We start from the raw sequence: 21,744 nt of genomic DNA, 5'->3' as shown, positions 1-21,744 counted from the left end.
CCCCGGGGTCCACCCGCCGGGAAGGCGTTACGCGGTGGGGCGGCCCATCGCGCGATAGGTCCAGCCGGCCTTGCGCCACACCGCCGGGTCCAGGGTGTTGCGGCCGTCCAGGATGCGGCGCTCGGTGACCACCTCGCCGAGCGCGGCCGGGTCGAGTTCGCCGAACTCCCGCCACTCGGTGAGATGCAGTACGGCGTCCGCGCCCCGGGCCGCCGCCAGCGCGGTGGTCTCGTAGCGCAGGGTGGGGAAGACGGCGCGGGCGTTCTCGGTGCCCTTGGGGTCGTACACAGTGACCTGGGCGCCCTGGAGGTGCAGCTGGCCGGCCACATTGAGCGCCGGGGAGTCCCGTACGTCGTCGGAGTCCGGCTTGAAGGTGGCGCCGAGGATGGCGATCCGGCGGCCCAGCACCGAGCCGCCGAGCGCCTCGCGGGTCAGCTCGATCATGTGGGCGCGGCGCCGCATGTTGATGGAGTCGACCTCGCGCAGGAAGGTGAGGGCCTGGTCGACGCCGAGTTCGCCGGCCCGGGCCATGAAGGCGCGGATGTCCTTGGGGAGGCAGCCGCCGCCGAAGCCGATGCCGGCCCGCAGGAACTTGGGGCCGATGCGTTCGTCGTACCCCAGGGCCTCGGCCAGCCGGACCACGTCGCCGCCGGCCGCCTCGCAGATCTCGGCCATCGCGTTGATGAAGGAGATCTTGGTGGAGAGGAAGGAGTTGGCGGCGTTCTTGACCAGTTCGGCGGTGGGCAGGTCGGTGGCCAGGAACGGCGAGCCCTCGGCAATGGGCGTCGCGTACACCTGGCGCAGCAGCGTCTCGGCGCGCTCGCTGCTGACGCCGGCCACGATGCGGTCGGGGCGCAGGGTGTCCTGGACGGCGTAGCCCTCGCGCAGGAACTCGGGGTTCCAGGCGAGTTCGATGTCCTCGCCGGCCGGGGCGAGTTCGGTGAGGAGGGCGCCGAGCCGGGCGGCGGAACCGACCGGGACGGTGGACTTGCCGACCACCAGCGCGGGCCGCGCCAGGTGGGGGGCGAGGGAGGTGACGGCGGCGTCCACGTAGCTCATGTCGCAGGCGTACTCGCCGGCCTTCTGCGGGGTGGTCACGCAGATGAAGTGGATGTCGCCGAACTCGCCGGCCTCCGGGTAGGAGGTGGTGAAGCGCAGCCGCCCCGTCGAGCCCTCGATACCGGCCACATGACGGCGCAGCAGGTCATCCAGACCGGGCTCGTACATGGGGGCCTTGCCCGCTCTGAGGAGGTCGATCTTCTCCTCGGCGATGTCGAGGCCCAGCACCTCGAAGCCCAGTTCGGCCATGGCGGCGGCGTGCGTCGCGCCGAGATAGCCGGTGCCGATGACGGTGATCTTGAGCGGGGGCATGAAGCGAGCATAGTCCCCGTCTGGCGGGGGGAGGTGTTCAGGATCTAGGGTTAAGTTACTTAACAGTCATTAGCATCGTGGCGCGTCATCACACAGGAGTGAGAGCGGTGGCAGGAGCAGCGGACTTCGATCTCTACCGGCCGGCCGAGGAGCACGAACTGCTCCGGGAGTCGGTGCGCGCCCTCGCCGAGGCGAAGATCGCCCCGTACGCGGCGGAGGTGGACGAGCAGGGGCGCTTCCCGCAGGAGGCGCTGGACGCCCTGGTCGCCAGCGATCTGCACGCGGTGCACGTGCCCGAGAGTTACGGGGGCGGCGGCGCGGACGCGCTGGCCACGGTCATCGTGATCGAGGAGGTGGCGCGGGTGTGCGCGTCCTCCTCCCTCATCCCGGCGGTCAACAAGCTGGGGTCGATGCCGGTGCTGCTGTCGGGCTCGGAGGAACTCAAGGCGCGCTATCTGACGCCGCTGGCGCGGGGCGAGGCGATGTTCTCGTACGCGCTGTCGGAGCCGGACGCCGGCTCGGACGCGGGCGGGATGAAGACCCGGGCGGTACGGGACGGGGACGCGTACGTCCTCAACGGGGTCAAGCGGTGGATCACCAACGCCGGGGTCTCCGAGTACTACACGGTGATGGCGGTCACCGACCCCGACAAGCGGACCCGGGGCGGGATCTCAGCGTTCGTCGTGGAGAAGAGCGACCCGGGGGTGTCCTTCGGGGCGCCGGAGAAGAAGCTGGGCATCAAGGGGTCGCCGACCCGCGAGGTGTACCTGGACAACGTACGCATCCCGGCGGACCGGCTGATCGGCGCGGAGGGCACCGGCTTCGCGACCGCGATGCGCACCCTGGACCACACCCGGATCACCATCGCGGCGCAGGCGCTGGGCATCGCGCAGGGGGCGCTGGACTACGCCAAGGGATATGTGGCGGAGCGCAAGCAGTTCGGGCGGCCGGTCGGGGACTTCCAGGGCGTGCAGTTCATGCTGGCCGACATGGCGATGAAGCTGGAGGCGGCCCGCCAGCTGACGTACGCGGCGGCGGCCCGCTCGGAGCGCGGCGACGGTGATCTGACGTTCTTCGGGGCGGCGGCGAAGTGTTACGCCTCGGACGCGGCGATGGACATCACCACGGACGCGGTGCAGTTGCTCGGTGGCTACGGCTACACCCGGGACTATCCGGTGGAGCGGATGATGCGGGACGCCAAGATCACCCAGATCTATGAGGGCACCAACCAGATCCAGCGGATCGTGATGGCGCGCAACCTGCCGTAGGGCGGGTGCCCGGCGGCCCGGCCCGGCCGCCCGCCGGGCCGGGCCTGATCCTCGGCCTCCCGGTCTGCCCCGGCGCCCACGACTGTCACGTGGCGCGGGGCAGATCGGTGAGCAGGGCCCTGACACCTGGGTGGGCGCCGTGGCGTTGGCGCAGCGTGGTGGTGACCTGACTCAGGTGGTGGTGAACGCGGTGGGAACCGACCTCATCGGCGAGGGTCAGCGCCTGCTGGGCGGCGGCGATGGCTCCGCCGACGTCACCGGTCTGTACACGGGCGTCGGCCAGCTCACTGGCGAAGAGCATCCGGTCTCGCGGATAGGCCGAGTCGTCATCGACCCGGCGGTCGGCGAGATAGGGCTCAGCAAGGTCGGGGTGATGCGCGGCGAGCAGAGCCCGGCCGGTCTGAGCGTTGATCGCCGAGGGGCTGAGCCACAGGGTCCACCAGGGCTCTTCGCTGTCGCGGGCGGCACTCAGATGCGCCCGGGCCTGGCCATCGGAACGACGCAGGGCTTCGGTGTCGCCCATCTGACCGGCCAGAGCGATACGACGCATCTCCAGCACGGCACGAAGGCGCGGGGTCAGGTACTGGGTTCCGCGGTTCTCCGCAACATCCAGGAGTGTCGAGGCTTCCTGGTGCTGGCCGAGCCATGACTCTTGGTAAGCGGCGGAGGCCAGAAGGTTGACCGTGGCATGGTGGACACTCCGAGCGGCCGTGGCTTCCCGGGCGAGCCGCAGGCCGGTCTGATACACGCGCTGCGCCTGTGGGTGGTGGCCGGCGTCGAACAGCATCCACCCGTAGGTTTCCGACATCTCGATGTACGCGGCGTGCAGGCGCACACCTTCGCTCTCGCGGTAGCTGCTCTCGGTGATGATTTTGCCGAGATTCTGCCAGATCCCGCCGGCCCACAGCAGAGTGGAAGCACTGCCCTCGGCGTCGTCCAGATCCCGGGCCTGCCGTACAGCTTGTTCCACCGTCGCGGTCAGCTGGGGTGAGACTCTGTCGCCGTCCTGGGCCGCGCTCATGGCGGGAGCTCCCGCCATGAGCAGGTCCAGGGCGGGCGCGGTGGCGACGGCTCCGGACAGCAGGACGAAGGAGCGCCGGTGCATGGGTATCTCTCCCTGAGTCTCGCGGAGCAGTTCCGCTGCGGTCGCTTCGTAGGGATTGTCGAGCGATCGGGAGCGGCGACGCTGGCGAGATCGGTTCCAGCCCAGGTCCACGTCGGTCACCGGTCGGCCGGTGTAGTGGGTGAGCACCGCCAGTACGTCGGCTGCCACCTCTGCCGAGGGGCGCTCACCACGCATCCACGGATAGGCCGTTTTGCGGTGCAGGGGCAGCGAGCCGCGTCGGGTCCGGTGCTGGTTCACCCGGGCGATCAGCTGCTCGCAGCTCCAGCCGAGCAGGATCAGCTCCTGCCGCAGCGGAATCGGCTCCGACTCGTACCCCACGGCTTCCCTCCCCTGCGGGACGGCCCTGATGGGACGTTAGCACCGGCCAACGGCCCTGCGGCAGTCACTGATCCGACTCATCCGGTGTAGTTACACCGGCCAGTGCGGGCACGCTCACCCGGTGTGCCACACCGTGCCCACCTCGTCCACCGCCCATTGCCCTGTCCATGGGCCAACCGTGGCGGTGTCCTTGGAGTACCGGGCCCGCCTCATCGGCTCGGTCAACGCCATCTCTCACTCTCCGAGACGGGTTCCTACCATGGAGAAGATCCTTGTTACCGGTGGCGCGGGATTCATCGGATCGCACTTCGTCAAGCGCCTGCTGCGGGCGGACGATGTCGCGTCGGTGACCGTGCTCGACGCACTGACATACGCGGGACACATCGAGAACCTGGGTGAGGCGATGCTCAACCCGCGCCTCGCCTTCGTCGAGGGCAACATCCTCGATGCCGAGCTGGTGGACCACCTCACCCAGCAGCACACTTCCATCGTGCACCTGGCAGCCGAATCGCACGTGGACCGCTCCTTCTTCGAAGCCGGTGCCTTCCTGGCCACGAACGTGCTCGGGACGCACACCCTCCTGGACGCCGCCCGGCGGTTCGGCATCGAGAAGTTCGTGCATGTGTCCACCGACGAGGTGTACGGCCCGCTGGTGTCGGGGGCAGCGCGGGAAGGTGACCCATTGCGGGCGACCGTGCCCTACGCGGCGTCGAAAGCCGCCAGTGACATGGTGGCGCTGTCGTACTTCCGCACCTACGGGGTCCCGGTGTGCGTAACCCGCTCCTCGAACAACTACGGCCCGTGCCAGCACCCCGAGAAGATCATCCCCCGGTTCATCACCCATCTCCTCAAAGGAAAGCCGGTGCAGGTGCACGGGCGAGGCGAGCACGTGCGCAACTGGCTCCACGTCGACGACAACTGCGGGGGCCTGGAACTGGTGCTGCGCCACGGTGAACCCGGGGCGGTCTACAACATCGGCGGCGGGACGGACCTGACGAACAACGAGCTGACCGCACTCCTGCTGGACGCGTGTGAAGCGGGCTGGGACAGCGTCGAGTACACAGCTGACCGGCGAGCCAACGACATCCGCTACGCGATGGACTGGACGAAGATCGCCGGGCTCGGGTACGAGCCCACCCGGACGCTTCAGGACGGCCTGGCCGAGACAGTTCGCTGGTATCGGGCCAACCCCGATCGGTGGGCGCCGCTGCTGCGGAACCCCGGCACGATCCGGGCAGAGATCAGTCTCGCGGCCAAGACGGGAGCGTGAGACCCCGATGCCGACCCACCAGGTGGAGCGTCCGAAACGCATCGTGGTGACCGGAGTGGGCGGCGCCCCCGGGTTCGACCTGGCCAGGAGCCTGATGCGGCTGGGCTGCGACGTCATCGGAACGGACGCGGACCCGCTCGCCTCCGGACTACTCCTGCCGGTGACCGCACGCATCACCGCGCCGGCTGGCGATCCACGCTATGCCGCCGGGTTGCTGGCGCTGTGCCGTGAGTTGCGCCCGGACGCACTGATACCCACCGTGGAAACCGAACTCGCACAGCTCGTAGAGATGCGCGGTGACCTGGAAGCACTCGGCGTACGGACGTGGCTGCCGCAATTGCGCGCGGTCCGCGCCTGCGCGGACAAGGCCATCTTTCACGCGGTGCTCACCGAGCACGGCATTCCGACCCCGCCCACCTTCTTGCCTCACCAGCTCGGGGATGTCCCCGACCGGCGCCCACTGATCGTCAAACCCCGTCATGGGCAGGGCTCGAAGAACGTGTTCCACTGCTCCACCCCGCAGCAGGCGCACATCCTGTGTCAGCTGGTGCCGGAGCCCATCGTCCAGGAACGGATCACCGGAACCGAGTTCACCGCGGACTGCCTCGTCGACCGCGACGGCCGGGCTTCGGTGATCCTGCGGCATCGGCTGCTGGTCAGAAACGGCCTGTCGATGGTGGCAGCGACATTTCACGACGAGGATGTCACCGCCGTGGTGAAAGCCACACTGGCCGCCGTAGGGATCGTCGGATTGTGCTGCGCGCAGGGCTTCATCCGAGACAGCGGAAGCGAAGGGCCACGCGTCGTCATGATCGAGATGAACGCCCGGATCGCTGGCGCCTTCCCCCTCAGCGAGGCGTCCGCGGCGGACCTGGTGGGCCAGGCGCTCAACGGACTGGCCGGCCTGCCCGTGGACCACAACGCCCTCAGCTACCGGCCCGGGGTGTACCTGACCAAGTACGTCGAAACCCTGGCCATCGGAGACCGGCCCACCCCAGGCTCCTCGCTCCCCTCGACCGCTCACCGGAGGTTCACGGAGAATGGCATCCCAGAGCACCACTAGGGACGTGGCCCACAACGCGCGCCCGTTCTTGCACGGGCCGGAACTCGACGCGGCCACGGAGGCCATGCGGGCCGGACAGTACGGGCACGGCGAACGGACCGAGCGATTCGAAGAGCAGCTGACTCGCTTCCTGGGCGTGCCGGACGTCGTGGCGGTCTCCTCGGGGACGATGGCGCTGCGCATCGCCCTCCTCGCCGCCGGGGCCGGCCCCGGACATGACGTGGTTGTTCCGTCACAGACCTTCGCCGCGACCATCCAGGTGATCGTGGCGTGCGGAGCCGCCCCGCGTTTCGCCGAGGTCAACCCGGAGACCCTATGCGTCGAGAGTCAGAGCGTGATGGACGCGATCACGCCGTCCACACGAGCGGTCATGCCCGTCTTGTACGGGGGCCGGTCGGTTGACCTCACCGACATCCAGCACCTTCTCACCACTCGCGGGATCGCCGTCATCGAGGACGCCGCGCACGCTTTCGGTTCCTGGGCCGGCACGAAGCGAGTCGGGGCGACCGGAACCGCGACCACGTGCTTCTCCTTCGGCCCGATCAAGAACCTGACGTGCCTCGAAGGGGGAGCCATCATTCCCCGTGACACCCGGGAGGCGCACGCCGCCCGGCAACTGCGCCTTCTGGGCATCGCCCGGTCACAGGCGGAGCGTATCCGCACCACCTCCTACCGCATCGACGGTTTCGGCCTGCGGGGCACCCTCTCCTCGGTCCACGCGGCGGTCGGCAGTGTTCAGCTTGAGCGGTTCTGTGTCGTCGAGGCCAGGCGCAAGAGCCTGTGGCGCGCATACGCCGCCGGGTTGCGGGAGTTGGACGGCGCCGCCCTGGTGGACGTGGACGTGAACCATTCGGTGCCGTTCAACTGTGTGGTGCGTGTGCCCCATCGGGACCGGGTTCACCGGCTCCTGCGGGACCAGGCCATCGGGGTGGGGGTGCACTACCCTCCGAACCATCTCCAACCCGCCTTCGCTCCGTGGCACCGGAGGCTGCCCGTGACCGAGGCGGTCGGGACACAGATGCTGAGCCTGCCGTTCCACCCGGCCATGAACGACGAGGACGCACACCATGTCGTGGTGGCGCTGGGGCGAGCGCTGGCCTCCGTGGGCGATCCCATGACCGCAGAGGTGTCCTGATGGCCGGCAAGGATCCACCGTGTCCGGGCCCGGGCCCGGAAGCCGCCCGCCGACGGATCCTGACGGTGTGTCTGGGGAATTACTGCCGGTCTCCTTTCGCCGCTGCCGTCCTCGCCCGGCGTGGTGGCGCCGCGGTAGAGGTCCGCTCGGCCGGCACGCGCGACAAGTGGATCGGCAAGCCGGCGCATCCTGCCATGATCGTCGCGGCGGCTCGGCTCGGCTACGACCTCACCGGCCATCACGGGGTCCAGGTGGACGCCGGCCTGATGGAGTGGGCTGACCTCATCCTGGCTATGGACCACGCGATCCTGGCAGAGCTACGGGAGTTGGCCGACGACCGCACCGCGCCCAAGCTGGCGCTGTACGTTGACGGCCTGGACGTCCCCGATCCGTTCGGACACCCCGACGACGCGTTCGCCGCCTGCGCGGCTGTCATCGAGTCCGGCGCGGCCCGACACCTGCGATAGGACCCGCTACCGGCCGTCTGCGGCGGCAGCCAGCACGACATCCGCCAGTCGGTCAGCGGCGTCCGGCCGACCGTGCGCACGAGCCCGCGCAGCCATCTCCCCGCGCCGGTCGGGGTCGGCGATCAGGGGTTCGACAGCTTCGCGAAGGGTCTTCGGTGTCGCCTCACCGAGCAGGGCGACGGCGGCACCGGACTCCGCGAGATGGCGGGCGTTGTGCGCCTGCTCATTACCGGCCGACGTGGCCAGCGGGATGAAGAGGGCAGCCTTGCCCAGCGCGGTCAGCTCAGCGAGTGTTCCCGCGCCGCTCCGGGAAATCACCACGTCCGCCAGGGCGAGAACGTCAGGCAGTTCGGCACCGACATAGCCGGTCAGCAGGTAGCGGGCGGCGAGATCGGCGGGCAATGTCGCAGTGTGCTGCTGGAGGTCGGTGAGATTCGCTGGACCGCACTGGTGAATGATGTTGGCGTGGGACAGCAGCCACGGCAGGGTGTCACGCACCAGGGTGTTGATCTGCTGCGATCCCTGGGCCCCGCCGGTGACGTAAACGGTGGGGCGATGCGGGTCGAAGCCTTCCAGGCCTGGCGCTTTGAGTGCCTTGTCCGCCCGCCCGGAAAGTACCTCGGGCCGCACGGGGTTCCCGGTGACCACCGCACTCGCACGCGCCGGCTCGGGCAGCAGTGGCAGGGTCGATTCGGAGGACACGGCGACGCGTGTCGCTCTGCGCGCCAGCGTTCGGTTGGCCAGGCCCAGCCGGACCGTCTGCTCATGGACCACCAGGGGGCGGCGGCACAACCGGGCCGCCAGTCCTACCGGAACGGCGACATAACCGCCCGTGGCAAGCACGACATCGGGCCGGAAGTCCGAGACGATCTTGCGGGCCTGCGCGATGCCGAGCGGCACCCTGCCCATGTCGCGCATATTGGCCGGGGAGACCATCTTCAGCGGATTACTTGAGCGGCGGATCTTGCCGGTGGCCACTGAGACGAACCGGATACCCTCACCGCCCGCGACGCGGGCCTCCAGGCTGTCAGCCGTTCCGGCCCACAGGACATCCAGCGCTCTGCCATCAGCCGCGAGTCTCGCCCGCAACGCGCGAACGGTAGTCAGAGCGGGGTAGGTGTGACCACCTGTCCCGCCACCCGTCACGATCAGGCGCAGAACGGGCTCTGGATCCACCAGGAGCCGGTTCACTTCGCTCTCCACGAAAGACAACCCATCTGGCTACGCCGGGGATCAACCCGCGGCTGAGGCAGTGAACACGGCGGACGATAGCAGCCCTGCGTGCCCTGGCGCTCAGCGCTTGAGGTGGTCCACAACCTGGTCCAGGTCTGCGCCGACAGGAGGAGGGTGGGGCCGGGGTTCTTGGTGTCCCGGACGGGGACGACGCCGGGGAAGCCGTCAGCGACCTCGGCGCAGTTCCCGTTGACCTGGCTTCTGCGGGGCTTGCGCCACACGGCGCGGGCGAGATGAACAGCCGCACGCGGTTCGGTGTTCATAGCTCCTTCATCCTGTTCGGCCACCATCAATGACATCCAGGTGACTCATGAATGGTTTTTTTTCATTCACCCCCGAGTGCGGACATGCTTTTTCAGCGCCGCGCCCGCCGGGTCTCCATCAGGGCTTCGACCCCGTCGAGGATGAAGTCGAGGCCGTAGCCGAAGTTCTCCTCCTCGGTGGTGGTGTCGTCGGCGAAGACGCCGGCCGTCACGATCCGGCTCAGCGCCGGGTAGTCGCCCTCCGCCACCACCCGGGCCAGCACCTTGTGGTAGGCGGCGCCCCATTGGGTGTAGTCGAGCCCGGTGGCGGGGGCGGCGCGGCGTACCACTTCGGCCTGCCGGGCCTCGGTCAGGGCGTAGCCGGAGATGACGCTGAGCACGCCCATCCGGTCGTCGGGGGTGAGCGGGGTGCCGTCCAGGGCGGCGAGGCCGGCTTCCATCCAGGCGATGTTGTTGGGGCCCATGGGCGGGGTGCCGATCGGCACGTCGAGCATCCAGGGGCGGGCCAGGAGCACCTTGTACTGGCCGTGCGAGAAGGCGCGCACGCGCGGGCGCCATGGGGTGGGCCACTGTGAGGTGTCCGGCAGCCCCGTCGCCGCCTCGAACATCAGGTCGAGGAGATCGTCCTTGCCGGGGATGTACCGGTACAGCGACATGGTGGTGACCCCCAGCCGTTTGGCGACCTTGCCCATCGTCACCCCGGCCAGCCCCTCGGCGTCGGCGAGCGCCACCGCCTCGGTGACGATCTGATCCACCGTCAGCGAGCCGCGCGGCCCCCTGCTGCCGGGCCGCTGTCGCCGCCACAGCAGGTCGGCCGTGTGCTCGGGGTCGCGCCGTGCCATGCCTTCTCCAGCTCCTTCTCCCGTTGCTCTTCGCGATTGACGCCATCCTAGAACTGTGTATCTTGTAGACAGTAGTGTATGCCATACACGGTTTCGGGGACGGGAAGGCACCACCCATGACAGAGCGGCACCAGCACGGCATCGTGGCCCAGGGGCTGCGCAAGCGGTACGGCGACACCTTCGCCCTCAACGGATTCGATCTCACCGTCGAGGCCGGCACCCTGCACGGCGTGCTCGGCCCCAACGGCGCCGGCAAGACCACCGCCGTCCGGGCCCTCGCCACCCTGCTGCGGTACGACGCCGGCCGGGCCACCGTCTGCGGCCTGGACGTGGCGCGCGAGCCGGCCCGGGTCCGCGAGGTCATCGGGCTCACCGGCCAGTACGCCGCCGTCGACGAGACGCTCAGCGGCCGGCAGAACCTGGTGCTGTTCGGGCGGCTGCACCGGATGTCCAAGCGGGCCGCCGGGCGGCGCGCCGACGAGCTGCTGGAGCGGTTCGGCCTCACCGCCGCGGCCGGCAAGTCCGCCGGCGCGTACTCGGGCGGCATGCGGCGCCGGCTCGACCTGGCGGCCAGCATCATCCGTACCCCCCGGGTGCTCTTCCTCGACGAGCCCACCACCGGCCTCGACCCGCGCAGCCGCAACGAGGTGTGGGACGCCGTACGCGGTCTGCTCGCCGCCGGCACCACCGTGCTGCTGACCACGCAGTACCTGGAGGAGGCCGATCAACTGGCCGACCGGATCTCGGTCGTCGACGCGGGCCGGGTGATCGCCGAGGGCACCGCCGACGAGCTCAAGGCCCGGATCGGCGGCGACCGGGTGGAGATCGTCACCCGGCGGGCCGCCGATCTGGTCGCGGTGGCCGGCCTGCTGGAGCGGATAGCGGGCGCGCCGGCCGTCACCGACCCGGACACCCGGCGGGTGGGCGCCCCGGTCACCGACCGGGTGGCGGCACTGACCGAGGTGGTACGGGGCCTGCACGACGCCGGCCTGGCGGTGGAGGACATCGGCACCCGGCGGCCCACCCTCGACGAGGCGTTTCTCCGGCTCACCGGCGACGGGGCGGCGAAGGCGGAGGTGGCGGCATGATGCGGAAGCTGCGTACGACGGCGGCCGACAGCTGGGTGCTGACCGGCCGCAACATGGCCCATGTGGTGCGGGCGCCGGAGGAGATCGCGCTCTACTTCGCGCTGCCGATCATGTTCGTGCTGGTCTTCGGCTACGTCTTCGGCAGCGGCATGCAGGTGCCGGACGGCGGCGCGTACCGGGAGTTCCTGCTGCCCGGGGTGTTCGCGATGACCATGCTGTACGGGATGGGCGCCACCGCCACGGCGATCGCGCACGACGCGCAGCGCGGGGTGGTGGACCGCCTGCGGTCGCTGCCGATCGCCCGCTCGGCGCTGCTCACCGGGCGCAGTGTCGCGGATCTGTTCCGGGCGCTGCTGGAGATGGCGGTGCTGGTGGTCTGCGGGCTGCTGGTGGGCTGGAACTGGCACCGGGGCCTGGGGTACGCGCTGCTGGCGGTGGCGCTGGTGCTGGCGCTGCGGGTGGCGATGACGTGGATCGGGATCTTTCTGGGGCTGCTGGTGCCCAACCCGGACACGGTCGGCACCATCGTCTTCCCGCTGGCCTTCCCGCTGACGGCCGTCTCGAACGTGTTCGTGGCACCGGAGCTGATGCCCGGCTGGCTGGGCACGGTCTCGCAGTGGAATCCGCTGTCGGCGACGGTGTCGGCGATCCGGGAGCTGTTCGGCAACCCGGGCCCGGCGACGGCGGGTGGCGGTGGCGGCGGCTGGCCGGCCGAGCACGCGGTGGCGCTGGCGATCGCCTGGCCGGTGGTACTGGTGGCGGTGTTCGCGCCGCTGGCGGTGCGCAGGTACCAGCGGCTGAGCCGCTGAGGGCGCGGTGTTCGTCCCGCCGTCCTCGGGGGGACGGCGGGACGAACCGGCGCTACAGGGTGACGCCCTGGGCGCGCAGATAGGCCAGCGGGTCGATGTCCGAGCCGTAGTCGGGGCCGGTCCTGATCTCGAAGTGCAGGTGCGGCCCGGTGCTGTTGCCGGTGGTGCCGACGCCGCCGATCTGGTCCCCGGCGGACACCGACTGGCCGGCGCTCACGGAGATCGAGGACAGGTGGGCGTACTGGGCGTAGTTGCCGTCGGCGAGCTTGATGATGACCTGGTTGCCGTAGGAGCCGCCGGCGCCGGCCGAGTACACCACGCCGTCGCCCACGGCCAGCGCCGGGGTGCCGGTGGCGGCGGGGAAGTCGATGCCGGTGTGGTAGCCGCTGGCCCACATGGAGCCGGCCACCTTGTAGCCGGTGGCGATGGCGCCGTCGGCGATCGGGGAGACCCAGCCGCCGGTGGCCGGGGCGGGCGCGGGGGTGGCCGCGGCGTCGTCGGCGGCGGCTCCGGCACCGGTCGCGGTCGCGGTGCCGCCGTACGAGGACAGCTCCAGCTTCAGGCCGGGCTTGATCAGGCTGGCGTCGCTGCCGATGGCGGCCTTGTTGTCCTCGTACAGGGCCTTCCAGCCGCCGTCCAGGCCCAGATCGCGGGCGATCTTGCTGAGCGTGTCGCCCGCCTTGACGGTGTACGTGGCGGTGACGGCCGGGGCGTCGGCGGCGTGTGCGGCGCCGGCGGTGGCCAGCGGCACGGCGATGCCGGCGCCGGAGACGGCCAGCAGCACGGAGGCGCGGGTGAGGTGGGTGAAGCGATGGGCGCGCGAGGCGCGGTGACGACCGCGTCCGGACATACGGGGGCTCCTCTCATCGCCTGCGAGGTGAGCTGTCGGGTTCGGGCCGGAGAAGTAGCCCGGCCACTGCCGTGCGGACGGGTGCCGCGCGGCGGTGGCTTCACCCCGAGCCGGTCCGGTGGGGGCCGGGCCGGCGGGAAGTGGGTCCCCCGCTCCTGTCATGGGGAAGACTGCGTTTCCGTGGCCGGTGACAGGATTGGGCGTCCGGCCTCGGATCGCCGCGGGTGCGACGCGGAAGCACCGTAATCCCGTTAATTCGGACAGGACAACAGGCGGCGGGCGGCAGCCGCTTGATCACAAAAGGGAAACGGGAATGATCACCTTTGGGCGATCATTCCCGTTTGCCCGCCAACTTCGGGGGCGAAATTCGCACTTGCCGGAGATGCGGAGGGGTCGGGCGCGAGCCGCGCACGCCCCGTCCGGGACGGAAAGTGAGGTCGGTCACGGCCCCCTTCTCAAGCGGCGCTATCCCACCCAATGTTCGCAATGTCCGAAATGATCGGTTGGCTTAGCCGTCCAGCTGCTCGATGGTGGCGTTCGACGGGCCGCGCCGGGCGCTCAGGACGTCCGCCGCCGCCTCCGCTTCGCGCACCACGCGGACCGCGTTCTGCCAGGTCAGCTTGGCCAGGTCGGCGTCCGACCAGCCGCGCCGCAGCAGTTCGGCGACCAGATTCGGGTAGCCGGCCACCGAGTCCAGCCCCTGGGGCAGGAACGCCGTGCCGTCGAAGTCGCCTCCGACGCCGATGTGATCGACGCCGGCCACCTCGCGCATGTGGTCCAGGTGGTCCGCCACCGTCGCCGGGGTCGCCACCGGGCGCGGGTTGGCCGCCTCGTACGCCCGCTGGACCCGCATCCCGGCCTCGGTGGTGTCCAGGTGGTGCAGCCCGTGCGCACGCATGTTCTCGTCCGCCAGGCGCGTCCACTCCACCGCCGCCGGCAGCACGAACTTCGGTACGAAGGTCGCCATCGCCACCCCGCCGTTGGCCGGCAGCGCGGCCAGTACGTCGTCGGGGATGTTGCGCGGGTGGTCGCACACGGCGCGCGCCGAGGAGTGCGAGAAGATCACCGGCGCCTCGGTGACGCGCAGCGCGTCCCGCATCGTATCGGCGGACACATGGGACAGATCGACCAGCATGCCGATCCGGTTCATCTCCCGCACCACCTCCTCGCCGAACGCGCTGAGGCCGCCGTGCCGGGGCTCGTCGGTCGCCGAGTCCGCCCAGTCGATGGTGTCGTTGTGGGTGAGCGTCATGTAGCGCACGCCCAGCGCGTACAGGGCACGCAGCGTGGCCAGCGAGTTGTGGATGGAGTGCCCGCCCTCGGCGCCCATCAGGGAGGCGATCCGGCCCTCGGCGCGCGCCTTCTCCATCTCGTCCGCCGTGCCGGCCCAGGCGAGTTCGGCGGGGTAACGGGCCAGCAGCTGGCGCACCACGTCGATCTGCTCCAGGGTGGAGCTGACGGCGGCGTCCCCCGCGTAGTCGGAGCGGGTGTACACCGACCAGAACTGGGCGCCGACGCCGCCGGAGCGCAGCCGGGGCAGATCGGTGTGCAGATGGGCGCTCTGGTCGGTGGCGATGTCACGCCGGTCGAGGTCGTAGCGGACCTGCTCGCGCAGCGCCCACGGCAGATCGTTGTGGCCGTCCACCACCGGGTGTTCGGCGAGCAGGACCCGGGCCCGGGCCAGGAAGTCGCTCACGCGCCGGCCCCCTTGCCCTGGTCGGAGCCCCGGCCCTGGCCGAGCGAGGCGCGCAGCTTGCGGCCCTTCTCGGTGGCCTGGGCGTTGAGTACCCGCTGGAAGTCGCTCATCCGGTCGCGCAGCCGTTCGTCGTGCGCGGCGAGGATCCGTACCGCCAGCAGCCCGGCGTTGCGGGCGCCGCCGACCGAGACGGTGGCCACCGGTACCCCGGCCGGCATCTGCACGATGGACAGCAGCGAGTCCATGCCGTCCAGGTGCGTGAACGGCACCGGTACGCCGATGACCGGCAGCGGGGTGAGGGAGGCCAGCATGCCCGGCAGATGGGCGGCGCCGCCCGCGCCCGCGATGATGGCCTTCAGCCCGCGGCCGGCGGCCCGCTCCCCGTACTCGACCATCTCGCGCGGCATACGGTGCGCGGAGACCACGTCCGCCTCGTACGGCACCTCGAACTCGTCGAGCGCGTGCGCGGCGGCCTGCATCACCGGCCAGTCGGAGTCCGACCCCATGACCAGGCCGATCAGCGGCGGCGCGTTGCGGATAGTGCTCATTCGTCGATCGTTCCCCGCAGATAGTCGGCGGCGTGCCGGGCGCGTTCGCGGACCTCGGACAGCTCGTCGCCGTAGGTGGTGACATGGCCGACCTTGCGGCCCGGCTTCACGTCCTTGCCGTACATATGGATCTTCAGCCCGGGGTCGCGGGCCATGCAGTGCAGATACGCCGGGTACATGTCGGGGTAGTTGCCGCCGAGGACGTTGACCATCACGGTCCAGGGCGCGCGCGGGCGCGGGTCGCCGAGCGGGAGGTCGAGGACGGCCCGCAGATGGTTGGCGAACTGGGAGGTGACGGCGCCGTCCTGGGTCCAGTGCCCGGAGTTGTGCGGGCGCATCGCCAGCTCGTTGACCAGCACCCGGCCGTCGGTCGTCTCGAAGAGTTCGACGGCGAGATGGCCGGTGACGCCCAGTTCGGCGGCGATCCGCAGGGCCAGCTGCTGGGCGGCCGGGCCCAGCCCGTCGGGGAGTCCGGGGGCCGGCGCGATGACGGTGTCGCACACGCCGCGCACCTGGATGGACTCGACGACGGGGTACGCGACGGCCTGGCCGTGCGGGGAGCGGACCACGTTGGCGGCCAGCTCGCGCACGTAGTCGACCTTCTCCTCGGCGAGCACCGGCACCCCGGCGCGGAACGGCTCGGCGATGGCCGGGTCCTCGGCGGAGTCCACCACCCACACGCCCTTGCCGTCGTAGCCGCCGCGCACCGTCTTGAGGACGACGGGGAAGCCGGCGCCGGGCTCCTCGGCGGCGAAGCGGGCCACATCCGCCGGGTCGGCGACGATGCGGTGCCGGGGGCAGGGGATGCCGAGCTGGGTGAGCCGGGCCCGCATCACGCCCTTGTCCTGGGCGTGCACCAGGGCGTCGGGGCCGGGGCGTACGGGGATGCCGTCCGCCTCCAGTGCGCGCAGGTGTTCGGTCGGGACGTGCTCGTGATCGAAGGTGATCACATCGCAGCCCTGGGCGAAGGCCCGCAGGGTGTCCAGGTCGCGGTAGTCGCCGACGACGACCTCCCGCACGACCTTGGCCGCCGAGTCCTGCGGGGTGTCGCTGAGGATCTTGAAATTGACGCCGAGCGGGATCCCCGCCTCGTGGGTCATCCGGGCGAGCTGCCCGCCGCCCACCATGCCGACTACCGGAAATGTCACGGTGCCCAGGGTATCGGCCGGGTGCCGGGGGTCGGCGGGTGCCCGGAACCGGCGGGCCCGCCGCCCGCGTCGGCACCGATAACGATCTTCGCCGCGCTCTTCGCCAGGCGCCCCGCCGAAGGAGCTGGTTAGCATGATCGCAGGCTTATGCGATGTTCTGTACGACTTCGCCGTGACCGTGAAAGGCTCCGATGCGCCTCATCAGGCTCCCGCCGCCTCCCCCGCTCGCCCGCGAGGCGGCGAAATTCGGCACGGTCGGCGCCTTCGGATTCCTCGTCAACGTCGTGGTCTTCAATCTGTGCGGCCAGGCGCTGGGCATCGAGCCGCTGACCGCCGGGCTGCTGGCGACCTGCGCGGCCATCACCGCCAACTACTTCGGTAACCGGCACTGGACGTACCGTGACCGCGACAAGGGCCGGCAGCGTCGCGAGGCCAGCCTGTTCGTGCTGTTCTCCTGCGCCGGCCTGGTGCTGGAGAACGCCGCGCTCGCCGTCTCCCACTACGGCCTGGGCTTCACCTCGGTGCTGGCGGACAACCTCGCCAAGAACGTGATCGGGCTCGGCATCGCCTCGGCGTTCCGCTTCTGGTCCTACCGCACCTGGGTCTTCAAGCGGCGCGCGCCGGAGCGTACCCCCGGCGCTCACTCCCCCGCCGACGCCGTCTGACCTGTCTGACCCGCCTGACCTGTCTGCCCCGCCTGCCCCGCCTGCCCCGACTCCGCCTCCCGGCTCAGAAACAGCGCGAAGACCGGAGGCCGCTGCTGGAGCAGTTCCAGCCGTCCGCCGTCCGCCTCCGCCAGATCGCGGGCCACCGCAAGACCCAGCCCGGTGGAGTTACGGCCCGACACCGTCCGCTCGAAGACCCGCGCGCCCAGCTCCACCGGCACCCCCCGGCCCTCGTCCGTCACCTCGACCACCACCTGGTTGCCGGTGGTGCGGGTGCGCAGCGCCACCGTGCCCGCGCCGTGCATCAGGGAATTCTCGATCAAGGTGGCCAGCACCTGGGCCACCGCCCCCGGGGTGCCCACCGCGCGCAGCCCGGCCTTGCCCGAGTGCACCAGGGCCCGCCCGGCGCCCCGGTAGGCGGGCTTCCACTCCTCGATCTGCTGGAGCACCACCTCGTCGATGTCGAAGCCGACCGCCGAGCTGGAACGGGCGTCGCGCGAGTTCGTCAGCAGCCGCTGCACCACATCCGTGAGCCGCTCCACCTGGGTGAGCGCGATCGCCGCCTCCTCCTGCACGGTGTCCCGGTCGTCCGCGGTGGCGATGATCTCCTCAAGCCGCATGGACAGCGCGGTCAGCGGCGTACGCAGTTGGTGCGAGGCGTCGGCGGCCAGCCGGCGCTCGGCGGTGAGCATCCGGGCGATCCGCTCGGCGCTGCCGTCCAGCACATCGGCCACCCGGTCCAGCTCGGCGACCCCGTACCGGCGGTGCCGGGGGCGCGGGTCGCCGGAGCCCAGCCGTTCGGCGGTCTCGGCGAGGTCGGTCAGCGGGGCGGAGACCCGGGCGGCCTGCCGCACGGCGAGCAGCGCGGCGGCGGCGACGGCCAGCAGCGACACCACCAGGATGATCATCAGAATGCGGGTGATCTCGTCATCGACGACGCTGCGCGGCTGCTGTACGGAGACGGTCTCGCCGTTGACTCCGCTCTCGGTGGCGATGAGCGCGTTCTCCCCCGGCTGGACGCCCAGGGTGATGGGCGGGCTGCCGGGCTGCTCGATGCTGACATGGCGGTCCACCGGCACGAAGGAGGCCATCTTCGCGGCCGTCACCTGCTCACCCGCCGCGATCCGGCTCTCCACGACGGCGACCAGCCGGGCCGCCTCCGACTGGAGCCGGTCGCGCGCGGTCGACTCGATCGAACGGGCCTCCACGAAGAACAGCGAGACGCCGAAGACGGCGATGACGACCAGGACGACGGCGAGGGTGGAATTGATCAGACGGCGGCGCACGGGGCGGGGATCAGCTCTTCTCGAAACGGAAGCCGACGCCCCGCACGGTGGCGATGTAGCGCGGGTTCGCGGCGTCGTCGCCGAGCTTCTTGCGCAGCCAGGAGATGTGCATGTCGAGCGTCTTGGTGGAGGACCACCAGGTGGTGTCCCACACCTCGCGCATGAGCTGCTCGCGGGTGACCACCCGGCCGGCGTCCCGTACCAGGACCCGCAGCAGATCGAATTCCTTGGCGGTCAGATGCAGCTCGTCCTCACCCATCCAGGCGCGGTGCGACTCCACGTCGATCCGGATGCCGTGCACCGCCGGGGCCGGGGCCGCCTCGGTGGTGCCGCGCCGCAGCAGCGCGCGGACCCGGGCCAGCAGCTCGGCGAGCCGGAACGGCTTGGTGACGTAGTCGTCGGCGCCGGCGTCCAGGCCGACCACGGTGTCCACCTCGTCGGCCCGGGCGGTCAGCACCAGCACCGGCAGGCCAAGGCCCTCGGTACGCAGCCGGCGGCACACCTCCAGGCCGTCCATGCCGGGCAGGCCGAGGTCGAGTACGACCAGATCGACGTCGCCGCGCAGCCCGGCGCGCAGCGCTCCGGGGCCGTCCTCGCGCACTTCCACCTCGTACCCCTCGCGGCGCAGGGCGCGGGCCAGCGGCTCGGAAATGGATGCGTCGTCCTCGGCGAGCAAAACTCGGGTCATGTCGCCGATGGTAGACGGCCGGGGCTGCTCGTCCCCGTGGGATGGGCCAGGTCGTCCCGTTCGGATCTTCGTGGCCCGGGCCGCGTCGCCGCGTCGCCGCGGGCGTGGCCGGCGGCCCGGCGGCAGGGCGGCCCGCCGGGGCTCATGGTGTGGTGGGTGCCGCCAGCTCGGCCCAGACCGTCTTGCCGGAGGTGGTGCCGTCCTCCCGGGCCGGGTCGCGGACCACGCCCCAGTCCAGGCACAGCCGCTGCACGATGAACATGCCGTGGCCGCCGGGGCGCCCGGCGCGGCGGGCGAGGTCGGGGGCGGGCAGTGCGCCGCTGCCGTCGCTGACCTCGACGCGCAGCACCTTGGGGCCGCAGCCGAGCCGCAGCTCCTCGGGGCCGCCGGCGTGCAGGCAGGCGTTGGTGACCAGCTCGGAGACGACCAGCAGGGCGTCCTCGGCGGCGGCCCGGGCCTCGGCGGTGGTGGCGGGCAGCCAGCCCCAGTCGTGGAGGGCGGTCCGGGCGAACTCGCGGGAGCGGGAGACGACACCGGCGGTGCCGATCAGCCGGAGCCGGCGGATCTGGCGTACCGCGTCGGGCGCTGCGGGCTCGCCGGGCCGGCCGGCCCGGTCGGCCCGGTCGGGCGGATCGGCCTCGGCGGCCGAATCGTCCCCGCCGTGCTCACCCGCCGGATACGGATGGGTCGTACTCACGTGCACGCCTCCTCGCCGTATCACCGGGTGCCGCCGCACCTGAGCCGCACCGACATATCGCCCTGACATGTCGCTCTGAACCTGCCGGCCGGTTCCCGGTCCGGTCGCCGGCCCGTCCCGGTCGTCCGGCGTGCCTGGACTCCTGCCCGGAAGGGCGGGGAGAACACCCGCCCGATCCGGGGAATAGTGTGACCCGGCCGACCCCCTCCCGTACAGCGGGGCCGACCTGCGCAAACGGGGGAAGGATCAGGGGCGGGGATCAGCCGCCGGGGAGCGCCGCGAGGGCGTCGTCGAGGCTGGGGTGCACGGTGAAAACGGCGCCGGCGCCGGTGATCTCGAAGACCCGGGCGACCACGGGCCGCATTGCGGCGAGATGGACCCCGCCGCCCGCGGCCTCGGCGTCGATCCGGGTGGCGAGGAGGACATTGAGTCCGGTGGAGTCGCAGAACTCCAAGGCGGAGCAGTCGATAACGATCCGGGAACATCCGTCCGCCACACAGCCATCAAGTGACTCACGCAACATTCCGGCTGAATGATGGTCGAGTTCACCGGCGGGCGAGACCACCGCTCCGGCATCGATACGCCGCACATCGACCGTCAACTGGCGCCGGTTTCCGCTGCCCGGCATCGCGCGGTCCATGCAGCCCCCTTCAATTGGAACGGGCTTCCTGGCTAGCTTCGAACCTTAGCCCGTTGTGACGCCACTCAACACCCGAACAGGACCGACATAGCAATCAATTCAGACATTGCAGACTTGCCATGTCCGCCTCCCGACCGGTAGGCGTAGAAGAGACATCAGTTATCCACGCCGGCTTTGGAGGCGCCGCACCCCGCAGTGCACGTCATGGCTTCGGCAGCCATATGCCGAGAACCTACGGAGGACACCACATGTCACCCGCCCCCCGCACAGAAGGACCGGACACCGCACCCGCCGCACCCGAGCAGAGCGCCGTGCTCCCCCTCTCCGAGGTCCCCCCACCGATGCCGGAGAGCATTCACCAGCCGCTTCCGGAGATCCCCGGGATCCCGGACAACGCGCGATTCGACGAGATCGCCCCGATGGACGCGCGTGCGCTGTCCAAGAGCCTGTTCGTCAGACTGCGGATTCTCGAAGAAGGCACCCACGAGTACGCCTATGTCCGCAACACGCTGGTCGAGCTGAATCTCGCGCTGGTGAAGTTCGCGGCCTCGCGATTCCGTTCCCGCAGTGAGCCGATGGAGGACATCGTCCAGGTCGGCACCATTGGACTTATCAAGGCGATCGACCGATTCGAGGCCGACCGCGGAGTGGAATTCCCCACCTTCGCGATGCCCACGATCATCGGGGAGATCAAGCGTTTCTTCCGCGACACCTCCTGGTCGGTACGGGTGCCGCGCCGGCTCCAGGAACTGCGGCTCGACCTGGCCAAGGCGGGCGACGAACTCGCCCAGCAGCTGGACCGGGCCCCGACCGTGGCCGAGCTCGCCGAGCGGCTGAACCTCAGCCACGAGGAGATCGTCGAGGGCATGGCGGCCTCCAACGCGTACACCGCCAGCTCGCTGGACGCCCAGCCCGAGGAGGACGACGCCGAGGGCGCGCTGGCCGACCGGATCGGCTACGAGGACCACGGCCTGGAGGGCATCGAGTACGTCGAATCCCTCAAGCCGCTGATCGCCGGCCTGTCCCCGCGCGACCGCACGATCCTCTCGCTGCGGTTCGTGGCCAACATGACCCAGTCGGAGATCGGTGAGGAGCTGGGCATCTCCCAGATGCACGTCTCCCGGCTGCTGGCGAGAACCCTGCGCACACTGCGGCACGGACTGCTGGCAGAAGACTGATCACTCGTGGTCACGGGCCCGGCCGGGCCTCGGGCCTGCCGTCAATGGGGCCGCCCTGCCCGCGGCGCCTGGCACGCACGCTCGCGATACTCCGC

The 21,744-nt window shown here is 70.7% G+C and carries 22 protein-coding genes and 1 riboswitch; of the genes, 9 read left to right on the top strand and 13 right to left on the bottom strand.

Annotation, left to right across the window (positions count from 1 at the left end; translation table 11 throughout):
- Positions 1-27: 27 nt before the first annotated feature.
- A complete protein-coding gene (locus tag AC5WRL_RS20665; protein WP_496090106.1) occupies positions 28-1,371 on the bottom strand; it encodes a UDP-glucose dehydrogenase family protein in 1,344 nt (447 codons plus the stop codon).
- A gap of 107 nt (positions 1,372-1,478) precedes the next feature.
- Here AC5WRL_RS20665 and AC5WRL_RS20660 point away from each other — a divergent pair, with 107 nt between their 5' ends.
- Positions 1,479-2,639 (top strand): acyl-CoA dehydrogenase family protein, encoded by a 1,161-nt coding sequence (locus AC5WRL_RS20660; protein WP_496090105.1) that lies wholly within the window; start codon positions 1,479-1,481, stop codon positions 2,637-2,639.
- A gap of 85 nt (positions 2,640-2,724) precedes the next feature.
- On the opposite strand, the gene AC5WRL_RS20655 is transcribed toward AC5WRL_RS20660, so the two are convergent.
- Positions 2,725-4,083 carry an NsdA family TPR-like regulatory protein gene (locus tag AC5WRL_RS20655; protein WP_496090104.1) on the bottom strand — a complete coding sequence of 453 codons (1,359 nt, stop codon included), beginning with the start codon at positions 4,081-4,083 and terminating at the stop codon, positions 2,725-2,727.
- A gap of 259 nt (positions 4,084-4,342) precedes the next feature.
- Here AC5WRL_RS20655 and rfbB point away from each other — a divergent pair, with 259 nt between their 5' ends.
- Genes rfbB through AC5WRL_RS20635 form a run of 4 tightly spaced genes read left to right on the top strand, consistent with a single transcriptional unit; the run spans position 4,343 to position 8,018 of the window.
- Positions 4,343-5,353, top strand: coding sequence for a dTDP-glucose 4,6-dehydratase (gene rfbB / locus AC5WRL_RS20650; RefSeq protein WP_496090141.1), 1,011 nt, complete (start codon positions 4,343-4,345; stop codon positions 5,351-5,353).
- Positions 5,354-5,360: 7 nt separating this feature from the next.
- Complete coding sequence (locus AC5WRL_RS20645; protein WP_496090103.1) at positions 5,361-6,416, top strand: ATP-grasp domain-containing protein; 1,056 nt, start codon at positions 5,361-5,363, stop codon at positions 6,414-6,416.
- Positions 6,394-7,551 carry a DegT/DnrJ/EryC1/StrS family aminotransferase gene (locus tag AC5WRL_RS20640; protein WP_496090102.1) on the top strand — a complete coding sequence of 386 codons (1,158 nt, stop codon included), beginning with the start codon at positions 6,394-6,396 and terminating at the stop codon, positions 7,549-7,551. The genes AC5WRL_RS20645 and AC5WRL_RS20640 overlap by 23 nt, the downstream gene beginning before the upstream one ends.
- Positions 7,551-8,018, top strand: coding sequence for an arsenate reductase/protein-tyrosine-phosphatase family protein (locus AC5WRL_RS20635; protein WP_496090101.1), 468 nt, complete (start codon positions 7,551-7,553; stop codon positions 8,016-8,018). Before AC5WRL_RS20640 ends, AC5WRL_RS20635 begins: the two co-directional genes overlap by 1 nt.
- Positions 8,019-8,024: 6 nt before the next feature.
- Here the strand turns inward: AC5WRL_RS20635 and AC5WRL_RS20630 are convergent, their stop codons facing one another.
- The 3 genes from AC5WRL_RS20630 to AC5WRL_RS20620 all read right to left on the bottom strand — a co-directional run bounded on the left by AC5WRL_RS20630 (position 8,025) and on the right by AC5WRL_RS20620 (position 10,356).
- Complete coding sequence (locus AC5WRL_RS20630) at positions 8,025-9,221, bottom strand: UDP-N-acetylglucosamine--N-acetylmuramyl-(pentapeptide) pyrophosphoryl-undecaprenol N-acetylglucosamine transferase (protein WP_496090100.1); 1,197 nt, start codon at positions 9,219-9,221, stop codon at positions 8,025-8,027.
- A complete protein-coding gene (locus AC5WRL_RS20625) occupies positions 9,206-9,514 on the bottom strand; it encodes a DUF397 domain-containing protein (RefSeq protein ID WP_496090099.1) in 309 nt (102 codons plus the stop codon). Before AC5WRL_RS20625 ends, AC5WRL_RS20630 begins: the two co-directional genes overlap by 16 nt.
- Positions 9,515-9,606: 92 nt before the next feature.
- On the bottom strand, positions 9,607-10,356 hold the full coding sequence (locus AC5WRL_RS20620; RefSeq protein WP_496090098.1) for a TetR/AcrR family transcriptional regulator: 750 nt from the start codon (positions 10,354-10,356) through the stop codon (positions 9,607-9,609).
- Positions 10,357-10,472: 116 nt separating this feature from the next.
- Between AC5WRL_RS20620 and AC5WRL_RS20615 the strand changes: the two genes are divergently transcribed.
- Both AC5WRL_RS20615 and AC5WRL_RS20610 read left to right on the top strand, forming a co-directional pair.
- The gene (locus AC5WRL_RS20615; protein WP_496090097.1) at positions 10,473-11,444 is read left to right on the top strand and encodes an ATP-binding cassette domain-containing protein; all 972 of its coding nucleotides are present in this window, start codon (positions 10,473-10,475) and stop codon (positions 11,442-11,444) included.
- Positions 11,441-12,253 (top strand): ABC transporter permease, encoded by an 813-nt coding sequence (locus tag AC5WRL_RS20610; protein WP_496090096.1) that lies wholly within the window; start codon positions 11,441-11,443, stop codon positions 12,251-12,253. The genes AC5WRL_RS20615 and AC5WRL_RS20610 overlap by 4 nt, the downstream gene beginning before the upstream one ends.
- Before the next feature lie 52 nt (positions 12,254-12,305).
- Here the strand turns inward: AC5WRL_RS20610 and AC5WRL_RS20605 are convergent, their stop codons facing one another.
- The 4 genes from AC5WRL_RS20605 to AC5WRL_RS20590 all read right to left on the bottom strand — a co-directional run bounded on the left by AC5WRL_RS20605 (position 12,306) and on the right by AC5WRL_RS20590 (position 16,495).
- Positions 12,306-13,103, bottom strand: a complete 798-nt coding sequence (locus AC5WRL_RS20605) for a M23 family metallopeptidase (protein ID WP_496090095.1) — start codon at positions 13,101-13,103, stop codon at positions 12,306-12,308.
- Between the two features lie 5 nt (positions 13,104-13,108).
- Positions 13,109-13,288: riboswitch (cyclic di-AMP (ydaO/yuaA leader) on the bottom strand.
- Positions 13,289-13,611: 323 nt separating this feature from the next.
- Positions 13,612-14,799 carry a dipeptidase gene (locus AC5WRL_RS20600; RefSeq protein WP_496090094.1) on the bottom strand — a complete coding sequence of 396 codons (1,188 nt, stop codon included), beginning with the start codon at positions 14,797-14,799 and terminating at the stop codon, positions 13,612-13,614.
- Complete coding sequence (gene purE / locus AC5WRL_RS20595; RefSeq protein WP_496090093.1) at positions 14,796-15,347, bottom strand: 5-(carboxyamino)imidazole ribonucleotide mutase; 552 nt, start codon at positions 15,345-15,347, stop codon at positions 14,796-14,798. Before purE ends, AC5WRL_RS20600 begins: the two co-directional genes overlap by 4 nt.
- The gene (locus AC5WRL_RS20590; protein WP_496090092.1) at positions 15,344-16,495 is read right to left on the bottom strand and encodes a 5-(carboxyamino)imidazole ribonucleotide synthase; all 1,152 of its coding nucleotides are present in this window, start codon (positions 16,493-16,495) and stop codon (positions 15,344-15,346) included. Before AC5WRL_RS20590 ends, purE begins: the two co-directional genes overlap by 4 nt.
- A 191-nt stretch (positions 16,496-16,686) precedes the next feature.
- Here AC5WRL_RS20590 and AC5WRL_RS20585 point away from each other — a divergent pair, with 191 nt between their 5' ends.
- A complete protein-coding gene (locus AC5WRL_RS20585) occupies positions 16,687-17,160 on the top strand; it encodes a GtrA family protein (RefSeq protein ID WP_496090091.1) in 474 nt (157 codons plus the stop codon).
- Here AC5WRL_RS20585 and AC5WRL_RS20580 read toward each other — a convergent pair.
- From AC5WRL_RS20580 to AC5WRL_RS20565, 4 genes are all read right to left on the bottom strand, one after another.
- Positions 17,136-18,446, bottom strand: coding sequence for a sensor histidine kinase (locus AC5WRL_RS20580; protein ID WP_496090090.1), 1,311 nt, complete (start codon positions 18,444-18,446; stop codon positions 17,136-17,138). The genes AC5WRL_RS20585 and AC5WRL_RS20580 overlap by 25 nt on opposite strands.
- A 10-nt stretch (positions 18,447-18,456) precedes the next feature.
- A complete protein-coding gene (locus AC5WRL_RS20575; protein ID WP_496090089.1) occupies positions 18,457-19,134 on the bottom strand; it encodes a response regulator transcription factor in 678 nt (225 codons plus the stop codon).
- A 142-nt stretch (positions 19,135-19,276) separates the two neighbouring features.
- Complete coding sequence (locus AC5WRL_RS20570; RefSeq protein WP_496090088.1) at positions 19,277-19,831, bottom strand: ATP-binding protein; 555 nt, start codon at positions 19,829-19,831, stop codon at positions 19,277-19,279.
- 259 nt (positions 19,832-20,090) lie between these two features.
- Positions 20,091-20,471, bottom strand: coding sequence for an STAS domain-containing protein (locus AC5WRL_RS20565; RefSeq protein WP_496090087.1), 381 nt, complete (start codon positions 20,469-20,471; stop codon positions 20,091-20,093).
- Between the two features lie 341 nt (positions 20,472-20,812).
- On the opposite strand from AC5WRL_RS20565, the gene AC5WRL_RS20560 reads away from it, so the two are divergent.
- Positions 20,813-21,649: an RNA polymerase sigma factor SigF gene (locus AC5WRL_RS20560; RefSeq protein ID WP_496090140.1), complete on the top strand. Its 837-nt coding sequence runs from the start codon at positions 20,813-20,815 to the stop codon at positions 21,647-21,649.
- Positions 21,650-21,744 lie beyond the last annotated feature (95 nt).

Source organism: Streptomyces sp. NTD107 (assembly GCF_059510435.1).
Note: the sequence above shows the minus strand (reverse complement) of the source record. Positions and strands in the feature narration are given on the sequence as shown.